The sequence below is a fragment of the Paraburkholderia diazotrophica genome, from assembly GCF_038900755.1.
GTDB classification, from domain to species: domain Bacteria; phylum Pseudomonadota; class Gammaproteobacteria; order Burkholderiales; family Burkholderiaceae; genus Paraburkholderia; species Paraburkholderia diazotrophica_A.
The window spans coordinates 1-18,836 of the sequence record NZ_JBBPEN010000028.1 but is presented as its reverse complement, the minus strand read 5'-3'; the positions used below and the strand labels follow the sequence as shown (position 1 = coordinate 18,836).

General features: G+C 60.3%; 15 protein-coding genes and 3 pseudogenes. 14 read left to right on the top strand and 4 right to left on the bottom strand.

The features are described 5' to 3' along the window. The first annotated feature begins 164 nt into the window (after positions 1-164). The 8 genes and pseudogenes from AABE10_RS35260 (at position 165) to AABE10_RS35225 (ending at position 5,713) form a co-directional block, all read left to right on the top strand. Positions 165-503: a hypothetical protein gene (locus AABE10_RS35260; protein ID WP_342937682.1), complete on the top strand. Its 339-nt coding sequence runs from the start codon at positions 165-167 to the stop codon at positions 501-503. Between the two features lie 9 nt (positions 504-512). Continuing rightward, a complete protein-coding gene (locus AABE10_RS35255; RefSeq protein WP_342937681.1) occupies positions 513-749 on the top strand; it encodes a hypothetical protein in 237 nt (78 codons plus the stop codon). Positions 750-1,141: 392 nt separating this feature from the next. Continuing rightward, a pseudogene (locus AABE10_RS35250) lies at positions 1,142-1,362 on the top strand (transposase); the annotation flags it as partial. A 681-nt stretch (positions 1,363-2,043) separates the two neighbouring features. Next, positions 2,044-2,622, top strand: a complete 579-nt coding sequence (locus AABE10_RS35245; RefSeq protein ID WP_342937680.1) for a DJ-1/PfpI family protein — start codon at positions 2,044-2,046, stop codon at positions 2,620-2,622. A 13-nt stretch (positions 2,623-2,635) separates the two neighbouring features. Next, positions 2,636-3,034 (top strand): VOC family protein, encoded by a 399-nt coding sequence (locus AABE10_RS35240; protein WP_342937679.1) that lies wholly within the window; start codon positions 2,636-2,638, stop codon positions 3,032-3,034. A 63-nt stretch (positions 3,035-3,097) separates the two neighbouring features. Next, entirely contained in the window at positions 3,098-3,709 is a 612-nt protein-coding gene (locus AABE10_RS35235; RefSeq protein WP_342937678.1) for a tat (twin-arginine translocation) pathway signal sequence, read from the top strand. A gap of 16 nt (positions 3,710-3,725) precedes the next feature. Further along, positions 3,726-5,312, top strand: coding sequence for a GMC family oxidoreductase (locus tag AABE10_RS35230; RefSeq protein WP_342937677.1), 1,587 nt, complete (start codon positions 3,726-3,728; stop codon positions 5,310-5,312). Positions 5,313-5,377: 65 nt separating this feature from the next. Further along, positions 5,378-5,713 (top strand): ribbon-helix-helix domain-containing protein, encoded by a 336-nt coding sequence (locus AABE10_RS35225; protein ID WP_342937676.1) that lies wholly within the window; start codon positions 5,378-5,380, stop codon positions 5,711-5,713. Positions 5,714-5,811: 98 nt separating this feature from the next. Here the strand turns inward: AABE10_RS35225 and AABE10_RS35220 are convergent, their stop codons facing one another. From AABE10_RS35220 to AABE10_RS35210, 3 genes and pseudogenes are all read right to left on the bottom strand, one after another. Continuing rightward, positions 5,812-6,048, bottom strand: a complete 237-nt coding sequence (locus tag AABE10_RS35220; protein ID WP_342937675.1) for a hypothetical protein — start codon at positions 6,046-6,048, stop codon at positions 5,812-5,814. A gap of 349 nt (positions 6,049-6,397) precedes the next feature. After that, positions 6,398-7,685 (bottom strand): annotated as a pseudogene (locus tag AABE10_RS35215) (DUF4158 domain-containing protein); the annotation flags it as partial. 76 nt (positions 7,686-7,761) lie between these two features. Further along, positions 7,762-8,715, bottom strand: coding sequence for an integrase (locus AABE10_RS35210; RefSeq protein ID WP_342937674.1), 954 nt, complete (start codon positions 8,713-8,715; stop codon positions 7,762-7,764). A gap of 179 nt (positions 8,716-8,894) precedes the next feature. Here AABE10_RS35210 and AABE10_RS35205 point away from each other — a divergent pair, with 179 nt between their 5' ends. The 3 genes from AABE10_RS35205 to AABE10_RS35195 all read left to right on the top strand — a co-directional run bounded on the left by AABE10_RS35205 (position 8,895) and on the right by AABE10_RS35195 (position 12,447). Then, positions 8,895-10,064, top strand: coding sequence for a tyrosine-type recombinase/integrase (locus AABE10_RS35205; protein WP_342937673.1), 1,170 nt, complete (start codon positions 8,895-8,897; stop codon positions 10,062-10,064). A 680-nt stretch (positions 10,065-10,744) separates the two neighbouring features. Then, positions 10,745-11,563, top strand: a complete 819-nt coding sequence (locus AABE10_RS35200) for a hypothetical protein (RefSeq protein ID WP_342937672.1) — start codon at positions 10,745-10,747, stop codon at positions 11,561-11,563. Then, entirely contained in the window at positions 11,560-12,447 is an 888-nt protein-coding gene (locus AABE10_RS35195) for a hypothetical protein (protein ID WP_342937671.1), read from the top strand. The genes AABE10_RS35200 and AABE10_RS35195 overlap by 4 nt, the downstream gene beginning before the upstream one ends. A gap of 177 nt (positions 12,448-12,624) precedes the next feature. Here the strand turns inward: AABE10_RS35195 and AABE10_RS35190 are convergent, their stop codons facing one another. Further along, positions 12,625-14,715, bottom strand: coding sequence for a patatin-like phospholipase family protein (locus tag AABE10_RS35190; RefSeq protein WP_342937670.1), 2,091 nt, complete (start codon positions 14,713-14,715; stop codon positions 12,625-12,627). 127 nt (positions 14,716-14,842) lie between these two features. Between AABE10_RS35190 and AABE10_RS35185 the strand changes: the two are divergent. The 3 genes and pseudogenes from AABE10_RS35185 to AABE10_RS35175 all read left to right on the top strand — a co-directional run. Beyond that, positions 14,843-15,187 (top strand): annotated as a pseudogene (locus tag AABE10_RS35185) (hypothetical protein); the annotation flags it as partial. Between the two features lie 344 nt (positions 15,188-15,531). Continuing rightward, the gene (locus tag AABE10_RS35180) at positions 15,532-16,692 is read left to right on the top strand and encodes a hypothetical protein (protein WP_342937669.1); all 1,161 of its coding nucleotides are present in this window, start codon (positions 15,532-15,534) and stop codon (positions 16,690-16,692) included. Positions 16,693-16,727: 35 nt separating this feature from the next. Beyond that, positions 16,728-18,749 carry a ThiF family adenylyltransferase gene (locus AABE10_RS35175; protein WP_342937683.1) on the top strand — a complete coding sequence of 674 codons (2,022 nt, stop codon included), beginning with the start codon at positions 16,728-16,730 and terminating at the stop codon, positions 18,747-18,749. The last annotated feature ends 87 nt before the right edge of the window (positions 18,750-18,836 follow it).

The following is an 18,836-nucleotide window of genomic DNA, read 5'->3' as shown; positions in this document are numbered from 1 at the left end:
TCGCCCACGTGCAGACTCATCACCCCGATGCGGACATTGCCGGTTGACCCCGACCATCGCGATTCGGCTACGCTCGCCCGTCAGTTGCAAACAATTCCTTATTCGGTGTGCTGAAATCACCGCTTACGACTTTCCGTCGTTTCTGAACTTCGCGTTCGATTCGCGTGAATCTGCTTAGCGTCTGGCTCGCGGTACATCCGGCTCTGGCCTCCACGTTAGAACGCGCCCCCTACACAGCCCTCTACGGCCGCATCCAGGCGCGCGTGCAACTGAAGCCCGTCATCGAGCGAGAGCGCTTCGCGCAGCTGATCTCGCACGCGCTCAAGAGTGCTGGCTGCACTCACACGCTTCTGTCCGACTCGGGGCTGGAACTACTGCGACAACCCTCACGAGGCTTGCCACGGCAGGCCGGCCGCATCCTGCGCACCGCCATGCAGTTGGCCGTGCCGAAGGCACCGAACCACGTCGCCGACGAACTGCTGCAACAGGCCATTGAGGATTGAGGAATTCCGATGAACCCGCAATCCAGACGCGCGAAGGTCCGAGACAGGCGAGCGGATCGCATACCGCGCACGCCGGCGCCACCCGAGCCGTCCGACGAAGCGGCCGCGCAGATCCAGCTTCTACTCTCCGAATGGTTCCTGTGGTTCAGCGCCGTATATCGAGAGCCGATTCGGCGCTACTACGCGCCTTGGGCCGTGCCACCACGCAGGCCGCCATCGCGCCGGCGCGTCGATGACCCGTTCTGAACGACAGCCCTGACGACCCCGGGGGCTGTTTGCATGGTGGCCGATGCGTCGATCGCGCGGCGCTGCATCAAACATGATGGACTGCATCGCGCGTTCGCCAAGGCATTCCTTGTCCTTGCCGACCCCGCGCGAGATATCGCGCCACATTCTGCGAGCGACGTAACACGATCGCGGCGCGCAGATCGAAGAGCTGACCCACATTGAGACGCTCGTAGGCTGCCTTCGAGTTCCTGCTCAAGCCACGCCCGGTCTTCTGCCTGTCGTTTCCTGGCCATCCATCTCGCACGCCATTCGTGACGTAGCCGGGTTACCAGGTTTCGGATCGAAGACGTGGGTAATCACAAGTCGATGAAATGTGTTTACATCCTTGTCTTTTGCGCGAGCGGGGCAAGATGATTCGGACGTTACTGAGCAATGAAGTATGGGTACGAATCGAATCGGTCTTGCCGGGCAACGAAGGCGATCCAGGGCGAACGGCGATCAACAACGTTGGTTTGTCGAAGCTGTCCTCTGAATCGGCCGGACCGGCTGCCCGTGGCGCGATTTGCCGAAGGCGTTCGGCCGATGGCATACGGTGTACATGCGTTTCTCCAGAGGGCGTCGCAAGGGTGTACATCTCTCTGCCCACGCGTTCCCCCAGCGCTCGCAGCGACGCTCGTCAGAGTGGGTACGGTGGCTTTAGCTTCACCAGTCTGCGCGAGCGGGGGAAGTCTGCGTTGCGCACGGGGGCTGTCAGTACGATATCCCCCGCGTGAGCAACGATTTCGTTTTCCGACATACGTGCTCGTGCAATGAAACTCAGTGAAAACCCCTGGCCGACATTTAGCCACGTATTACCTGCTGCGGCGTTCGGGTCGCTACATTTCTTCACAACGGCCGCCATCGACGCCAGCAAAAAACACGATCCCGACAACTCTCCCACGAACGACACACATGTTCATTTCAAACCGTCCGTGTCTGCGGATCTCGCACTGCGCAGTCCTGATCACTCTGTTGAGCGCCGCGCCCACGGGATGGGTAAGGGCGATCCTGCGCAGGGCCACGCTAAATTCGCCGCGTGCGTCGCTTGGCACGGCGCTGACGGCCGAACGCCTACGTCGCCCGGTTTTCCGAAGATCGGGGGCCAGAATGCGGACTACGTGGGCGCTGCGCTTCGTGCGTACAGGGCCTACGGCCAAGCCCCTCAGCGACCAGGACATCGATAACCTCGCTGCCTATATCGCGACACTGGAAGCGCAGAAATAGCGCACCCGCTGCACACCGATTCCCCACACGACCCGAGAGGAAATGAAAGATGTCCAAGCGCATTCTCATCATCGCCGGCGACTTTGTCGAAGACTACGAATTGATGGTGCCATTCCAGGCCCTCGCGGCAATCGGACACACGGTACACGTGGTCGCGCCCGACAAAGGTGTGGGCGACGCTATCCGCACCGCAATCCACGATTTCGAAGGAGATCAGACATACACGGAGAAGCGTGGTCACAATTTCACGCTCAACGCGGATTTCGCCTCCACGGACCCTACGCAGTATGACGCGCTGCTCGTGCCCGGTGGCCGTGCACCCGAGTATTTGCGCCTCAATGAAAAAGTAATCGGCTGGGTGTGTCAATTCGCGGAAGCGAAAAAACCAATTGCCGCCGTCTGCCATGGCGCGCAACTGTTGGCAGCGGCGGGCGTGATTGAAGGCCGGCGCATCGCGGCGTATCCAGCCTGCGCGCCTGAAGTCAAGCTCGCCGGGGCGCAGTATGTGGCGCTGGACTGGCCCGAAGCGATCACGGATGCGAACTTCGTCACCGCGCCCGCGTGGACCTCACACGCGAACTGGCTGGCGCAGTTCCTCGTGCTACTCGGTACGCGCATCGCACACTAAAGGAAAACAAGACGTGGCCAAACTCATTCACACGATGATCCGAGTACGCGACCTCCAGCGCTCGCTCGCTTTCTATGCGACGGTGCTAGGCATGACGCCGAGCCATCGCCTCGATTTTGACGAATTCTCGCTTGTGTATCTGCGCAATGAGGAGGCTGACGCGGAGATCGAACTCACCTGGAACAAGGGTCGCGAGACACCATACACGCATGGTGACGGTTATGGACACGTCGCCGTCGCGGTCGCTGATGCTCGAGCGGAGCGCGAGCGCCTGCTGGCTCTTGGTCTTGCGCCCAAGGATTTGCGCGAGTTCAAGAACGACGCGGGCGAATTGCTCGCTCGCTACTTTTTTATCGAAGACCCGGACGCTTACAAGATCGAAGTGTTGGAAAAGCACGGATTCTATCGCTAGTCTGGCACACGCCCGCGCGCAAGGACGCTAACAGTCCGCGCGTCAACTTGGAAGGAGACGACGATGAAAGGCAAGACCATCGACATTGCCCTCGATAGGCGAGCGGAGAGCGACACGCGTGTGCGCATAGCGCTCACGCGTCGCGAATGGCTCAAGGGCACGGGTATTTTGATTGGTACGCTCGCAGTATCTTCCTCGCTCGCGATGTTCGCGCCCAGCCGCGTCTGGGCGCTCGAACTCAAGCATCTCGACACGCACCAGGGCGCCGTATTGCTCGCGATGACAAAGCAGCTCTACCCGCACAAGACTCTCGACGACGCGGTGTATGCGCTTGCAGTGAAGGACCTCGACGCCAAGGCGCAGAGCGACGCGGCAGTACGCAAGCAACTCGCCGAGGGCATGATGGCGCTCGACAAAAAGGCGCCCGGCGGCGACTGGACGAAGCAGCCGGCCGAGGCACAGGCGCGCGACGTCGCCGCCATCGCCGGCACGCCGTTCTTCGAAACGGTGCGCAGCACGGCTGTGGTATCGCTCTACAGCAACACGCTCGCTTATCAGCACTTCGGCTATGGCGCGAGTGAAGGCGACGGCGGGTATCTTTTCAAGGGCTTCAACAATCTCGCGTGGCTGCCGGAGCCGCCCGCACAGGACAGTGGCCCTGTTCCAGCGGCGTGACCTCGGGAGATACAGCATGGCAACGACACAAGACAGCAAGCGCTTTTCGCTCGACGACAGCAATGTCGTCGTCATCATCGGCTCAGGCGCGGGCGGCGGCACGCTCGCAAACGAACTTGCACAAAAGGGCATCGACGTTATCGTGCTCGAAGCGGGCGCGCACAACACCCAGGCAGATTTCAAAACGGAAGAGTGGGACGCTTTCCACCTGCTCTCTTGGCTCGACATGCGCACGACCTCGGGCACCTGGCGGGTCGCTAAGGACTTCCCGAATCTGCCAGCGTGGATCTGCAAGACCGTCGGCGGGACAACCACGCATTGGGCGGGCGCGAGCCTGCGGGTGCAGCCGCACGAATTCAAGGCCCGGACGACCTATGGCGCGATCGACGGTGCGACGCTACTGGACTGGCCAGTCACGCGCGAAGAGCTTGATCCGTACTACGATCGCGCCGAGAAGAAGATGGGTGTGACGCGCACGAACGGTTGGCCGGGTCTGCCCGGCAACAACAACTTCAAGGTGATGTACGCGGGCGCAACCAAGGTGGGCTATCGCGAATGCAACACGGGGCACATGGCAATCAACAGCGTGAATCGTGACGATCGCAGCCACTGCTATCAACGCGGCTTCTGCTTTCAGGGCTGCCGCTTCGGCGCGAAGTGGTCCACGCTCTACACCGAGATTCCAAAAGCCCAGGCAACAGGCCATATGGAATTGCGGCCGCGCTCACATGTCGCGCGTATCGAACACGACTTGCACGGCAAGGTAAACGCTGTGCTGTATTACGACGACAAAGGCAAGCTGCTACGCCAGAAGGCGCGCGTGGTCGCAGTGGCCGGCAACTCGATTGAAACTCCGCGCCTGCTGCTCGCGTCTGCGTCGAGCCGATTTCCGGACGGGCTCGCCAATTCGTCGGATCAGGTAGGGCGCAACTACATGCGCCACACGACGGGCTCGGTCTACGCGGTGTTCGACGACAAGGTCGATATGTACAAGGGCACAACCATGGCCGGCATCATCGAGGACGAGGCGCGCTTTGATCCGAAGCGCGGCTTTGCCGGTGGTTATCACATGGAGACTATATCGCTCGGTTTGCCTTTCTATGCCGCGTTCCTCAATCCCGGCACGTGGGGCGCGGACTTCACGCGTGCAATGGATGCGTATCCGTACACGGCGGGGATGTGGATTGTCGGCGAGGACATGCCGCGCGCGACCAATCGTGTTACGCTCAATCACAGTGTCAAAGATCAATACGGCTTGCCGGTCGCGAACGTTCACTTCGACGACCATCCCAACGATCAGGCCATGCGTGAGCACGGCTTCGGGCAGGGCACGGCCGTGTACGAGGCGGCGGGTGCGAAGACAGTTTATCGCGTGCCCCCCTATCCGTCGACGCACAATCTTGGTACGGCACGCATGAGCGCGCTTGCGAAGGATGGAGTGTGCAACAAGTTCGGACAGACGCACGATATTCCGAATCTGTTCATCTCGGATGGCAGTCAGTTCACCACCGGCGCAGGAGAGAATCCTACACTCACCATTGTGACGCTTGCGATTCGGCAGGCGGATCACATCGCCGCTCAGATGAGCCGTCGGGAGATTTGAGAGTGGAACCGCGACGCCCGATAGGCGTCGCGCAATCGCGGTCGCAAACGAAGGGAGTCGATCCTATGTGCAGCATCTATACCAGCGCGGATCCCATACTTTACGAATCGCGCACGCGAGCGCTTCGGATACACGGTGTAGTGACTACTGTGAGGCTGGAAAACCTCTTCTGGGATGTGCTGCAGGAAATTGCGAACCGGGAGAACTTGACCACGAGTCAGTTCGCGGTAAAGCTCTATGATGAGTTGCTCTCGCTGCGCGGAGAGCCGCCAGTCAATTTTGCTTCGTTCCTTCGAGTGTGTTGTCTCCGGTATCTGTCGACGCGTGCGCCGCGGGACGAGGTCGCCGGTGATGGGCCGCGTATCAAATCGTTTCAGCCGAAAGTGGTGAGTACCGGCTAGGCACAATGTAGCGAGCGGACGCACAGACTACGCGATCGTTTTTGCCGCGTCGGTTGGCAGGGCATCGCCATGGGACCCGACCTGTGTGAGGCGAATTCTCAGATCAATGAGGAGGTGAGTCTCCCAATGGGGACTCGCGCCCACGCGACGCGTGTATTCATTTCCACCGTCTCAATGACGGCACCGCGGAAAAGTTCGGCATCGACACCAGTGTATTCCGGCTGCTCGATCGCGAAGAAACACGCGCGTTGCCGCCAGCGATCGGTTCCGATGTGGTCGGCGCAAGATACTCCGTTCATGACGGTGAGGCCAATCCGCTTTGCTTGTTGCTGCATTGCAGCAGGGCTCCATCGCACGCGGTGGACGCCACTTCGCGAATGCCGGCGCCCAAACGATCCGCTAGTTGAGCGACAGTTTCGAAGTTGACACGCCCGCCGGCCCGTTTCTGCGCACAAAAGGGGGTGATCTCCGCTGGGCTCGGCAATCCCGATTTCGCCGAACAGGTCGGATTGCGCGTGCCGGTTCGCCCGGTGCGTGGGCAGAACCCGTGGTCACCGAAAAACTTGCGCCGTTTTTGTCGGTTCCCACGTTTTTCCTGTGGCAAATGACCGAAGGCGACGCAATCATCGACGACAGTCAGGAGGAAGTGAGGTTAACCCGGTTCGACGGACGGATTTGCACGCTCAGCAGAAGGTATTCGCGCCACGACGAGCGGTATTGCTCGAGCCAGTCGAACGCTTTGAGCAGTGCGTCGTCCTGAGAGTTCGATTTCAGCGAGAGAATAGCGACGCATCGAAACAGCAGCGACCGGAGGTTCTGATACGGCGCGAGCAGAAACGGGAACGTGTGGTTGCCGTCGGCGCGATTTGCTCGTCGCACTGGACCAGCACCGAGCCGGAATCGTCGTTCAACGCTTCGCGCATGCGAAGCAAGGCACACGGCCGCAGGCGTCTCATCGTCCTGGAGGATCTGGAGCACGTCCCGGAACTGGCAGACGAGCGTTTGCAATTCGTCAGCGTGCCGCATTCGATATTGCTCGAGCCTCAGCTTCGCCGTGCTCTCAAGGTTGCGCGCGGTCTTGATGAAGATCTCGGTGACGTCGTCGAGCGCCTTTTGCAACTGCGAGAAGTTGAGGGGCACCGCGAGCGTGTAGCGCTTCGCCGGTTTCAGGACCCGCGTCGTGCACGTCGAGGGCTCGCGCCTCGGTGACGAACTGCATGCGTTTCGGAACCGGGAGGATGTCGGGCGCTGGCGGCGACCCGTCGGCCAGCGCGGTCTTGGTCCGGATGTGCTTGAGAGAGCTCGTCACCTCGCGCGGGCCTGGACGTTTCGGCTCTCGCTTGAGTTCGTCCCATGGTGTGCGGCCCGCCCGCGGTTTGAAGAGATCGTCGAGCCGCGTTCGCAGCGCTTCGTCCAGCGATTCGGTGAACGCAATGGCCTCATTGAGCAGGCTGCGGGCGTGCCTTGGATGCGCGAGAGCATCGCTACTGGCAGCAGTTCGTAGGTTCGTAGCGATGCCGCACGCGTTCCCCGAGCAGGACGTTGACGATATCGGGTAACGTGGTCTTTAGTGCGCGCGGCGCTGGCAGCCAGGGGTGCGAGCCACTGGTGGGTCGACGTGTCCAGCGGGCGAATGCGGGCGTACTCGCGCAGGATCTTCTGGTGCCGGGACTTGCTGCAGCGCTGCAGGAGCGGTCGTAGCGCGCGATCGTCGTCAGCGTTAACAAGCGCGTACCGAGCATGGCGCAGACGTGACCGATGATCGCCGGAGGTACATCCGACATGGGCGGCATGTATCCGAGGCGCTGCAACAGCTTCAACTGCGTGAGGATCAGCACGCGCGTCGGCGCCTGCCGGAATTGGCCGCCCACGAAGAGGATCTCGACCGCGCTGGGCGTATGGACCTGGCCAGTTCGTCGTCGCCGAGCTCGGCTGACAGCACCGGGTAGGCGGTCTCATGCACGGTGCTCATGCAGGCGGCCTGGGGCGAGAATCCGGAGCGTGAATCCTACGACAAATCCAGCGCCGACAGGGCCCTCAGCTCGGCCCTACGTGGATTGCCGAGAGCGCTTTGCCGCACGTGATCGCAGCGGCGCGGTTCTCGCCGCGAGCTGTCCTTGAAGAAGGGCAGCCTGCTGGACGAGTGCGTCGCGCTCGCGCCGCAGCTCTCGCGCCTCCTTCGTCACGCTTGCGAGCTGTTTCTCGTGCCGCTCGGCGAGACGCCGCTGTTCGGCGGCATCGGCTCGCAGACGCTGGACGTCGCCGAGGAGGTGCTCGTTGCGTTGCTGGACCTTGGCGAGGGTGGCTTCCGCTCTGCGCTGGGCGTCCCGCGCCTCCTCGGTCTGCAGCATGACACGCTTTTGCACGCCCTCAAGCCGGGCCGTCGCCCGGTCGACCTCCGCCCGCAAGGCCGCTTCCTGCTCTGCGTGGCTGGCGCGCAACGCGTCGAGTTCCTGGAGATGGGCGCTTCGCATGTCGTGCAGCGCCTGTTCCGACTGCGCGCGGACGGCGTCCCGTTCGGCCGCGGACGTTTCAGCAAGCCGGAGCGCGGCGTCACGCCCGCCCTGGACCTGCGCGAGTTCCGCAAGCACAGTGGCCAGTCGTGCCTGCTGGTCGTCGAGTTGGCCGCGAACCGTGCGAAGTTCGCCCTGAAGTTCCGCATGGGCCGTCTCGAGGGTCCCGGCGCGCGTGATGGCGGCGACTGCTTCCGCTTCGATTTCGTCGCCACGCCGCGCGAAGACCTGTTCGCCCTGCTCGACCGCGAGCGCCCACACCGACAGCATCGCACTGGCGACCGCCGGCGGCAGGGCTGCGGCGAGCGCATCGTTGCGCGTCTGCTCGTCCTTCCACAGTTTCAGTTCGTCATTGATGGTGGTGCGGCTGCCCTGGCGGATTTCCGCGTAGATCAGGTCAACGGTGAGCTCATGCGCGAGTCGGCCCGATGCGACCAGTCCTGCGGCGGCTTGTCGGGTGCGGATGCGGGTGTTGCTGATTCGGCTCATAGGTGGAGTTTCACCGTGAAAAGCGGTTGAAGACGGCGCTTGTTCAAAAAATTATAGTCGTATATTTCCGTATAACGTTATAACTGTAACGATAGTTGATAAAAATTTGTGATAACGCCCATAATCGCAAGTTCTGATCGTGTACGCTGCGAAAACTTCATCCGAAAACGCGTCACACCATGAATTTGCCAGCCGACACTCCGGAATCGCCCGACACCGTCCTGTCGCTCGCGCTACCTGCGGCCCTCGATGGGCGGGACGGCATCAACCGCGCACGCGGCGGCCATCGGCAGATCGCGGCCGATAGCGACGTCGAGGCCGTGCGCCTGTGGCTCGCCGAATATGCCGGCTCGCCACACACGCTGCGCAGCTACCGGAAGGAAGCGGTGCGCCTGCTGATGTGGGCCACCCGGACGCTGGGCAAGCCGCTCTCGAGCCTCACGCGCGAGGACTTCCTGCTGTACGAGCAGTTTCTCGCGGTACCCACGGGCGACTGGACCGATCCGGCCCGGCCGCGACGGGGTGGTGCACGGCGGCTGTTCGACGGGCCGCTGTCCGAGCGCAGCCGGCATCAGGCGCTCGGCATCGTGTCGGGCCTGCTGTCGTATCTGGTCAGTGCCGGCTACCTGGCCGGCAATCCATTGGCGCTGCGCCGGCGGACGGGGGCGGCCACAAGGTGCGCACCGCGCGTCGAGCGATATCTGGATCACGCGCTGTGGGATCACGTACTCGCGAGCATCGAGCACTGGCCGCGGGTCACCGGGCGTGAACAGCAGCACTACGAGCGCAGCCGCTGGCTGATCCGGCTGCTATATGGCACGGGACTGCGCGTCTCGGAGGCGGCGAATGCGAAGGCGCCCGACTTCTATCAGCGGAGGGGCAACTGGTGGCTGCACGTGGTGGGGAAGGGTGGCGCTGAAGGAGAGGTGCCGGTGAGCGCGGCGCTGATGGCGGACTTCGCGCGGTACCGGGCTTTTCACGGGCTGGCGCCGACCCCGGCGAGAAGTGAAACGGCGGCTGCGGTGATGAGCGTCGCGGGCGACCCGCACAGACATCTGACGCCGGCCGCGGTCTACCTGATCGTCAAGGAAGTGTTTCGGCGCGCCGCCGATATGCTCGGAACGGGCGACGTGGCCGGCGCTGAAACGCTGCGACGGGCATCGACCCATTGGCTCCGCCACAGTGCAGCGTCACATCAGGCCGATGCCGGGACGGACCTGCGTTTCATCCAGAGAAATATGCGTCACGCATCAATCCAGACGACCGGCATCTATCTGCATGCGGAGGATGACCAGCGACACGCCGAAACCGTGCGGGAACAAGTCGATACCGCTCGACCGGGCTTCTGACGTGGGCAAAATACCGACGCTCCACCGAACTCCCGCCGATTCCCGCAAAGACCGTCGCCGCCCTTCCGTAGCCCATCCGCCCCGAATACCGGAATCGACACGCAAGGTTCCGGTTACGTCGGCGCCATCCTGCGAAACTGCGGCATGGCAGAAGAAGCGGTCTAGGCTCGATGGAAACGGAAACTCGCGTCGGGAGAGGCGAACAGGAGGGGGCGGGCGAAAGGCTCAACCTTTCCGCTCATCGGCGCGCTGATGCGTTACGGCAGCGCAATGTGCATGCACGCCGAAGCGAGCAGCCAGCATGTGATCGACGAGTCGGTCAATGCGAACGGCAGCATCTTTTGAAGCACCGAAAATGCATTAGCCGGAGCGCACTTCGCAATCAGCGCTTTTGAGCGATAACGATGCAGCCAACCGATGCAGGCAGATCGCTCTCTCTCTCGACATGACATCGACACGACCGCGGGCGCGCTGGCGCCGTTCGCGAACAACACCGATCGAAACCGGGGGGCGACCTGCCTTCGGTCGTCCGATGGTGGAGCATTGATGGCAAAATATGGGTTGGCAATAGCATACACATCCGAGCGAATGGCACGCGGAAGACTATGACCACGCGAAATGACCTACCCTCCGATCTAGCCGCGCTCGTCCAAAGGCCGCCAATTTACCGATTGCTGGGTGTGGGCGAAAAGGTTTACGGCGACCATCTCAATCACGTCTGGAAGGGCCTCGCGGGCGTGCCAGGACTGGATGAGCCAGGTATCCCGGTATTCGCAAAGTATCTTCCACGCCAATCTCAGATCGACATCGAACTGGCTTGCGGTCTTGCTTCTCAGGTCTTGCAACTACCCGTACCAAACCCGGCGCTTGTGATTGCGGACCTGGATGAACTGCCAAACCACCCCAATGGCCTTAAAAGTGGCCCTGTGCTGCTTTTTGGCAGTCTGTTTCAACCACCCGATCCATTCACGGTGCAACGGACGAAGGAGGGTGAGTTAGGAACGGAGTACATCTGGCAGAAGATATGTGAAGATGAGGTCGCCCCCCAAGGGGCAGCTTGGGACGAACTGGTGGCGAACCCGGATAGGCATGCCCAGAACCTGCTGTTTGATGGCGTCAAGTGGTGGTTATTCGATCACAACCTCGCTCTGCAGCCGCTTTCCGATCTGTACACCTCGATCGGTGAGGCGAGTGCGCAACGCAAGGTCGTGGACCACATCGCCCGGGTTAATCAGATTCTTTCGCAGCTGAAAATCAGGCACTCAGGTAATGAGGACATCCTCAAGGAAGCGGACAGGTTAGCGAAACAGGCGAAAAAGCTTACGTTACTGGCCATCGAAATGCGAAAGTGGAAACTGGACGCCAGGATCGCTCCGATAATGATGATCGCTGCCACCATTGTGGATCTGATAGCGCTGCGCCTGAAGCCGCTGGGAATGTATCTGGAGCAACGGCTCGAAACGCCTACCGCTAATAATCTTTGGTCTTCTTCGTCATGAATATCTGGGAAAGCCCACCATTTGCCGCGCTTGCAGCTCCCGTGCTATGGACGCCGACGGCTACGACGGGAGAGCGCTTCGTCGCCCTGATACTTGTTCAGTTTAAGTCGCCCAATCGCGGCGAGATCGCAACACCTATCGTCTTCCACCCCAAACAGCTTCGCGCGATGATTGGCGCGAAGCGGGCTGAGTCCGCCCTCGGAATCATGCAGCATGTCGCGGAATTCATGCAGCAGCAGATGATCGCCGGTGCCGACTTCAACCAGGTTGTCGCGCCTTTCGACGGTTTCGATGTGGGTGCCACAACGAACATTAAGGGATACTCCGCCAAGCAGGTCGTCGACACCGCAATCCGGACGCTGTCGGCGTTTGGTACGAGATCGTACTTTGAAGACGACGAAGAGCAGGTTCAACGGAACTCGGTGCCGACCAGACAGTTCCTGAGATCGCTTCGATCAGTGTTTGCGCAGAACGATGATGAGCGTAGGGCGCGCTTCAATCGGACCATCGAGGTGGCCGGTGCGACGGGCATGACGATCGACTATGCGCACGATAAACATCTGATACAGGTGACGAGTCTTCCACAAACGGCACCGCATCTCGCGGCCTTACAGAAAGAAGCGGAAAGTAAGATACTCGAACTGGACATCACCGCATCCATCCTTCGATCGAACGCCCCGGCGCAATCCGCGTTACTGATCAATTCAGCGGCATTAAACACGGCGAAGACCAAGGAAGCAAGTCAGATCGCCAACGAATTGCTGGCTCGCCTGCGGTTCATGAGCGGACAGAAAGGCATCGACCTTCGGCTGGTACGAGACCCGTTTCAGGCTGCTCAGATCCTCGAAGAGTTGGAAGTAGGCCAGGGCCTGACGAATGCCTAGCTTCGATGCGGATGAACTGGAGCCTTTCTCGTTCGGATGTGTGCGGAAAGCGGGAGGGATATCCGAACACGTTCCTCCCACATATCTGGCCGAAGCGGGCATCGAACCGTCGGTCGGCAGCTGGGGCGACTTGGAACCCCTCGGCTATATTCCGCCCGCCGAAGCTGAGGCAAACAGCTAAAGGCAACTTGAAACAGCTGCCGCTGAACCCGCATTACCTTGAACCAACCAGCCTCCACGATTCCCCGGGCGGTTCAGCCCAGGTTGGCCGTCGTCGCCTGGAACGCTTCCTGTGTCGGAAGGCATTGCTTCGCGTGCAGCGTGCAGCCCTGCATAAAAATAGGCGTTTACGAACTCTCGTGTGACCTGCTGATTCCGGGTAGGCTCGTGGGGAAACTTCTGGTCGAACGACGAACGCAGGCGTAGCCTCAACGGATGCGATGCACCGACCGCCAGTTTGATGTAGATCAACTCGCCGGTCGTACCATCCGGATAGGACACTGTTCCGCGATAAACGCACTGGTCATGGCTATGGGTCTTCCCCGGCATCAGCCCCGGGATGGCAATCTCCGCGCGAAGATCCGTAAAACAGAGTGTCGCTGCCCTTGCGAGATCGACAAACTTGTATTCCGGATCATGCCCGGCGTCGACTACGATGATGCTGGCGCAACGTCGACGCACGAGCTCATAGACACCGAGATTTTCGAAATGGCCGCCGTCGCTCAGTCGTATCCATGTGCCTTTACCCGCCCAAGCACCCAGTGCGGCAAACAGGTTCAATAGCAGACTGGGCACGCCCTTTCGGAGATGAAATTTGGTGCTGGGATTAATGACCCATTGCCCGAGTCCGATATTGCCAAAGCTCAACAAGGCGTTCAGCAATGGAGACTGACGTACCCCGTGCCCGTCAATTGCTGCTCCCGAGGTCGCCGCAAGCCGCCAGACATCAAGATGCCGTACTGTGTTGTCCAGCATACGCCAGGATCGGGTCGGATATATGTAGGTCTCGTCCGATCCGCAGTGCAGCCGGGTGATGTGGAAGTTACAGCCACCGCGTTCCCGCACGTCGGGGTCATCGCTTTGACTGGAATGCTGGCAGCAATTGATGATATGGAGCGGCGCAGCGGGATCGGTTTTCGCCAGCAGAAGAGAGACGTTGTCTACCTTGCCGGTGAATCCTTTTCGAAGACTTGACGAATAGAGATTAAATGGAAAATTCAGCCAGTTTGCACTGATGAAATAGATTAACGCGGTCGCGGCCGAAAGGCCGAAGTAGAGAATAGGCGAGGCAAAGTAGCTGAAGCCTGCAAGCGTCACCATGATCGCGCTCACCGGAAAAAGCATAATTTTTGCGTAGGTCTGGATCTGGCGAATCCCTTTATGCCTGGGCAACTGAACGAGCAAGATAACAATAATAATGAACGCAGCGAGCAAGGTGATACTGACGAACCTTGATTGCAGCAGTTTCGTCATTATCAGTATGGTTTGCACCGCCTCTGCGAAGGTCACGGCCGCGAGAGTCGTCCACAGCATGACATCGTTCTGGTCTTTTCTGTTCTGCCTCCACGCCCAGCTCGCACAAAACAGGGTCGCGCTAAGAAATACGACAAGCAGAATCCATCCATCGTAGTGCGAGGCGCGGCGGCCCGGCGAATCGTAGCTCATGATGAACAGGCCCTGCTCGGCCAGCAGGAGCGGAGACAGAGATACGATCGCTGAAGCCAGGAAAGCCAGTGACATCGTCAGTAGTCTTCCAAGGCCGGTTTCCAGATAGCCTTCTGATTGAAGGAGGCGCTCCCGCGCAGCTTCCGCACGTGACACCCACTCGCTCGTGCCATCCTGCACATTTTGGCCGTACAGATAGCTGGTGGCCGCGTAGCCACCCCCGGAAACGCTGGAAAGATAGTCGATGTCCCGCATCTTTTCGCTGTGTTCCAGCCAGCGCAGGACGCCCAGGCTGAAGCAGGCCGCCCGAATGCCCCCACCTGATAGTGCAAGACCGACAGTGCCGCCACTGTGGATACCCGCTTTCTTCCGACGCCTGGAAATGTGATCGGCTTCCTCTGATTGTGCCTCGTATGCCGTGAGTTGTACCGGCGCATCGGGCACCGTGACGACCTGCCGATGTCGAACCAGCAGCATACATAGACCGACTGGCGGGACGGTGCACGAAATGACGAGGGCAAGTATCCACCACCAGGGAGATGCGTCCTTGATCCTGATTTTATCTCCGGGCAATGATTCGGCTTTCGGCATCTCTTGATTCATGCAGGTAGTCACGAGAATCTATTACGGCAGGACGGCCATCCGGCTTGAGCGGAGCGGCGATTGTCCCGCTCATTGGGGCGCATTGCAGATTCGCAGCGGGTCAAGAGAGCGAGGGGAGGCGTACGTCGACCAGTGCAGACATCTCACGCCGGCGGCGGTCTGCCTGATCGGGAAGGAAGTGTTTCAACGTGGCACCGATATGTGTTGCGCGGGCGACGCGGCTGGCGCTGAAGCGCTGCGACGTGCGTCGACACTATGGTCGCGCCGCAGCTCCGCTTCACATCAGCCCGATGCAGGCACCGACCTGCGCTTCATCCAAAAAAACATGCGCCACGCATCGATCCAGACAACCGGCATCTATCTTCACGCCGAAGACGATCTGCGCCACGCCGAAACCGTAAGAGAGTCGGATGGTGCAGTTGCATCAGAGATGCACGGGCCAGTGGACAGTCAAACCGGGGCCCTCCTCTAGTCCCAGGCATATCCAGCCCATTCACAGCCGGACGAGCAGGCCAGGCGCTCGACCGGCGTTAATCGAGGGCGCGACATTCAGCGCAATCCGCCTGGAGCGCTTACGCGTACGGGTTCGGCATTCAGTCGAAGTGACCGGTTCTTGCCGATTCATGTGAGACGCAAACGTTTTCCTCAAGGTGGGCTTTGCAAATGTCGCGCTGCAACACAAGATGTGGTATCAAAAGACAAATAAAGCCCAGCATTTTGTAGTTTTTTGTAATATCATTGAAACGCCTTCTAGGTAAAAGTTGCCGTCCGGCGCTGGCGGTGCATATCACACGTTTCCAAAGGACGGAGAACCACATGTTTGCGGATCTCGTTGGACCGTCGTTCGTATTCTGGCCGGTCGGTTGTGGTGACGCCACCACCGTCGTAATCAGCGATAGCGAAGTCGTGCAGATCGATCTGAATGATTGCGCACTCGCCGACGAAGTCGACAATGGCAGGATTCCCGTCGTCGACGAGCTGATCGCCAAGCTGCCCAAGCGCAATGGCAAACCTTATCTCTCATGTTTTGTGCTCACACATCCGGACGAGGATCATTGCCGTGGGTTTGCGAACCTGCTGAAGCACGTCACGATCGGTGAGTTATGGCACACGCCGCGGATCTTCCGCGAATACCATAAGGATCTGTGCGCGGACGCGCAGGCTTTCAGGAAAGAAGCCGGGCGGCGGCGCGAAGAAACCATCGCGGCGCAGGGCGATCCTGGCTCGGGTAACCGGGTTCGGGTGTTCGGCTATGACGATCTGTTGAAGGAAGAGAAATATCAAGGCTTGCCGAGAGCGTTTCTCACGATACCGGGCAATCCTGTCACCCTGCTGGACGGTATCAACGTCGCGAGCCGCTTCAACGCATTTATCCATGCGCCATTCAAGGACGATTCGGCCGATAAGCGAAACGAAACGAGCCTTGCCCTACAGATATTGATCGGCAACGCCACGCGATCGATGGCTGGATTGTTCTTCGGCGATCTCGCGCATCCGACGCTGCGCCGCGTGTTTGATGAGACCAAGAAGCACAACAACGATAGTCGGCTGTCGTGGGATGTACTGCTTGCGCCCCATCACTGCTCCAGGAAAGTGATGTTCGATAACGACGAAGCGGTGCAGCAGGATATTCTGGACGACCTGAAGTTAGGGAAGCGCAAGGGCGCGTATATTGTGGCGTCCTCGCCAGCCATACCCGGCAGGAACATGCCGGGCGATAACCCGCCCCATGTGAAGGCAAAGAATCGCTACCTGGAAATCGTCGATGCGCCGGGTAACTTTCTGTGCACCGATGAGTACAGCACGCCGAAGAAGCTCCGTCCAATCATCTTCACCGTCACCGATGCGGAAATCCGGCTGGTTGACGGCGACTTCACGCTATCAGAGCAGGCGAAGGACGATCTTGCGAAGGCCGTAGCTGCTGTTCGTGGAACGAATGCACCACCCGCCGCGAAGGTCGGGTTTGGCAAGCAATGAGGTCTGAAGGACAACGCTGGGCACTCCAGCAGTTGGTGCAGATTGCTGAGCAGTCCAATGATGCGCTTGAGATCGTCGAGGTCACGGAGCCGGCTTCGACCGGCGCCGACCTGAGGATCTCGGTTTCCGTCGCATGCAGCGCCTATACCAAGGCAGAAGGGGGGATTCCGTTCCGGCCGCGAGAACGGTTGCTGATCTTTGTGCCGCCCACGTTCCCCCTTGACATTCCGGCTCTCTGGTTCGCCCATTCTGATTACGGCGGCTTCGCGCATGTCCAGTGGGGACATACGATCTGCCTTTACCAGTCTCCCGAAACGGAATGGCAGCCGGCCGATGGCATGCTCGGGTTCGTCCAGCGTATGCACGAATGGTTACACGCAGCAGCCGCAAACCAGCTTGACCCCGTGGGTCTGCCACTTCATCCGCCCGTCGCCTATCATGACGGTCGGGCGCTGGTAGTGGTGCCGACGGTCAACACACCTGTTGCGGCTGCACCTTTCTGGGCCGGATATGTCTGCATTGTCCGCGAGAACGACTTTTGTGTTGAACTCGGCGAATGGCTGGACTACAGATCGCCAACGTCGCAGGTGAGCATGGCGCCCGCCATCCTCCTGCCGTCGGACATGCCGTTTGAGTATCCGGAGACCTTCGCGGCCCTGCGGACCGTGCTGCAGGCGAGAGGTATCCCGCTTGACGTCATCCGGCTGCTGCTGACAATCGGCGCATTGCGCAACCCGGAAAACAAGCCGCTGGTATTCGTGCTTGGTGCGGCCATGCGGGGCATCGCTGGCGGCGAGCGGCGCCAGCATCTGGCGGCCTGGCGCATCAAGGCAGACGATGCCATCGAGTTGCGCAAGGCCGTGCTCGCCAGAACCAACGACGATCCAGTTGACGAGCGCCTGTTCAACGGCTGGGCCGAGAACGCATCCATTGACTGGTGTTCGGTACTCGAGGACCGGCCGGAAATCGTGGTGCCAAGGGATGCTGGTACGCCAGCGGCATACTGGCGCAGCCGTCACGTCGCCATACTGGGATGCGGCGCACTCGGCAGTACGATCGCGACATTCCTGGCGCGCGCCGGTGTGGGAAAGCTCACTCTGTACGACAAGTCCGTCGTTAAGCCAGGGGTGCTCGCGCGGCAGGTCTTTAATCGACACCAGGTGGGCGTCAACAAGGCGTACGCAACACGCGCAAACGTCCGCCTCATCAACCCGGCGATCGTTACTGATCCGCAGCGGACAAATATCATTCATGTCCTTGGGAATCCCGAAAGCGCGCAGACACTGTTCGAGGCGGATGTCGTCATCAATGCAACCGCGTCGATCCGCGTTGCGACTGCGCTGGAACTGTGCCTGCGAGACCGGCCAGGTAGTCATCCGCCGATCATCTCAATGGCCGTAGGCCATCGGGCGCAAACAGGCCTTATGACCTTGGCCCGGAGCAACGGACCAGGCGTCGCACTCGACCTCGACAGACGTATGAAGCTGGAGTTTGCAAATGCCCAGGGTGCGCGCACGTTGCTCGACGAATTCTGGCCGACAGACGCCCGTACATCGCGCCTGTTTCAGCCAGAACCAGGTTGCTCAGATCCTACCTTTGTTGGTTCTGCAGCGGATATCGCGATCCTGACCGGACGCATGCTGAACGTGGCAGCCGACTGGCTTGCCGGCGGTACGGAGGAACACGCCCTTGGGTTCGGCATGCAGATATCGCAAGCCCCGCGCATCCGAGCCGACGAACCGCAGGAAGCAGAGTATTCGTGGCCATCCGATGATGTGCTTGTCGATCCACGTCATGGTTATCAGATCCGGCTTGCCCCTGCGGCTAAATCGGCGATGCTCGGATGGATGCGCAAGTCGGAAAGGATGTGGGGCCCAACGCCGGAGACCGGCGGAATCCTGTTCGGCGAGATCGACCGGTTTCTCAAGATTGTGTGGATCACTGCCGTAAGCGGCCCGCCACCCGATAGTCAGGCAAGTCCAGCCGGGTTTATCTGCGGCACCCGCGGCGTAGCCGAGGTAAGCGTTCGATCTGTACCGTCGCCACGTTCCGCGTAGAAGATGCAATCATTGGCCGCAACGGGCACGAGTGACCGACAGTGTCCACAAACTGGGGAGAATGGACACAGTGTCTCAGACAGTCGA

What these genes read in the sequence shown, in the direction of transcription:
- AABE10_RS35220 (WP_342937675.1), bottom strand. Translation starts at nt 6,048, where the DNA reads ATGCAGCAACAAGCAAAGCGGATTGGCCTCACCGTCATGAACGGAGTA.
- AABE10_RS35205 (WP_342937673.1), top strand. Translation starts at nt 8,895, where the DNA reads ATGAATTTGCCAGCCGACACTCCGGAATCGCCCGACACCGTCCTGTCG.
- AABE10_RS35180 (WP_342937669.1), top strand. Translation starts at nt 15,532, where the DNA reads ATGTTTGCGGATCTCGTTGGACCGTCGTTCGTATTCTGGCCGGTCGGT.
- AABE10_RS35245 (WP_342937680.1), top strand. Translation starts at nt 2,044, where the DNA reads ATGTCCAAGCGCATTCTCATCATCGCCGGCGACTTTGTCGAAGACTAC.
- AABE10_RS35230 (WP_342937677.1), top strand. Translation starts at nt 3,726, where the DNA reads ATGGCAACGACACAAGACAGCAAGCGCTTTTCGCTCGACGACAGCAAT.
- AABE10_RS35210 (WP_342937674.1), bottom strand. Translation starts at nt 8,715, where the DNA reads ATGAGCCGAATCAGCAACACCCGCATCCGCACCCGACAAGCCGCCGCA.
- AABE10_RS35225 (WP_342937676.1), top strand. Translation starts at nt 5,378, where the DNA reads ATGTGCAGCATCTATACCAGCGCGGATCCCATACTTTACGAATCGCGC.
- AABE10_RS35190 (WP_342937670.1), bottom strand. Translation starts at nt 14,715, where the DNA reads ATGAATCAAGAGATGCCGAAAGCCGAATCATTGCCCGGAGATAAAATC.
- AABE10_RS35255 (WP_342937681.1), top strand. Translation starts at nt 513, where the DNA reads ATGAACCCGCAATCCAGACGCGCGAAGGTCCGAGACAGGCGAGCGGAT.
- AABE10_RS35235 (WP_342937678.1), top strand. Translation starts at nt 3,098, where the DNA reads ATGAAAGGCAAGACCATCGACATTGCCCTCGATAGGCGAGCGGAGAGC.
- AABE10_RS35195 (WP_342937671.1), top strand. Translation starts at nt 11,560, where the DNA reads ATGAATATCTGGGAAAGCCCACCATTTGCCGCGCTTGCAGCTCCCGTG.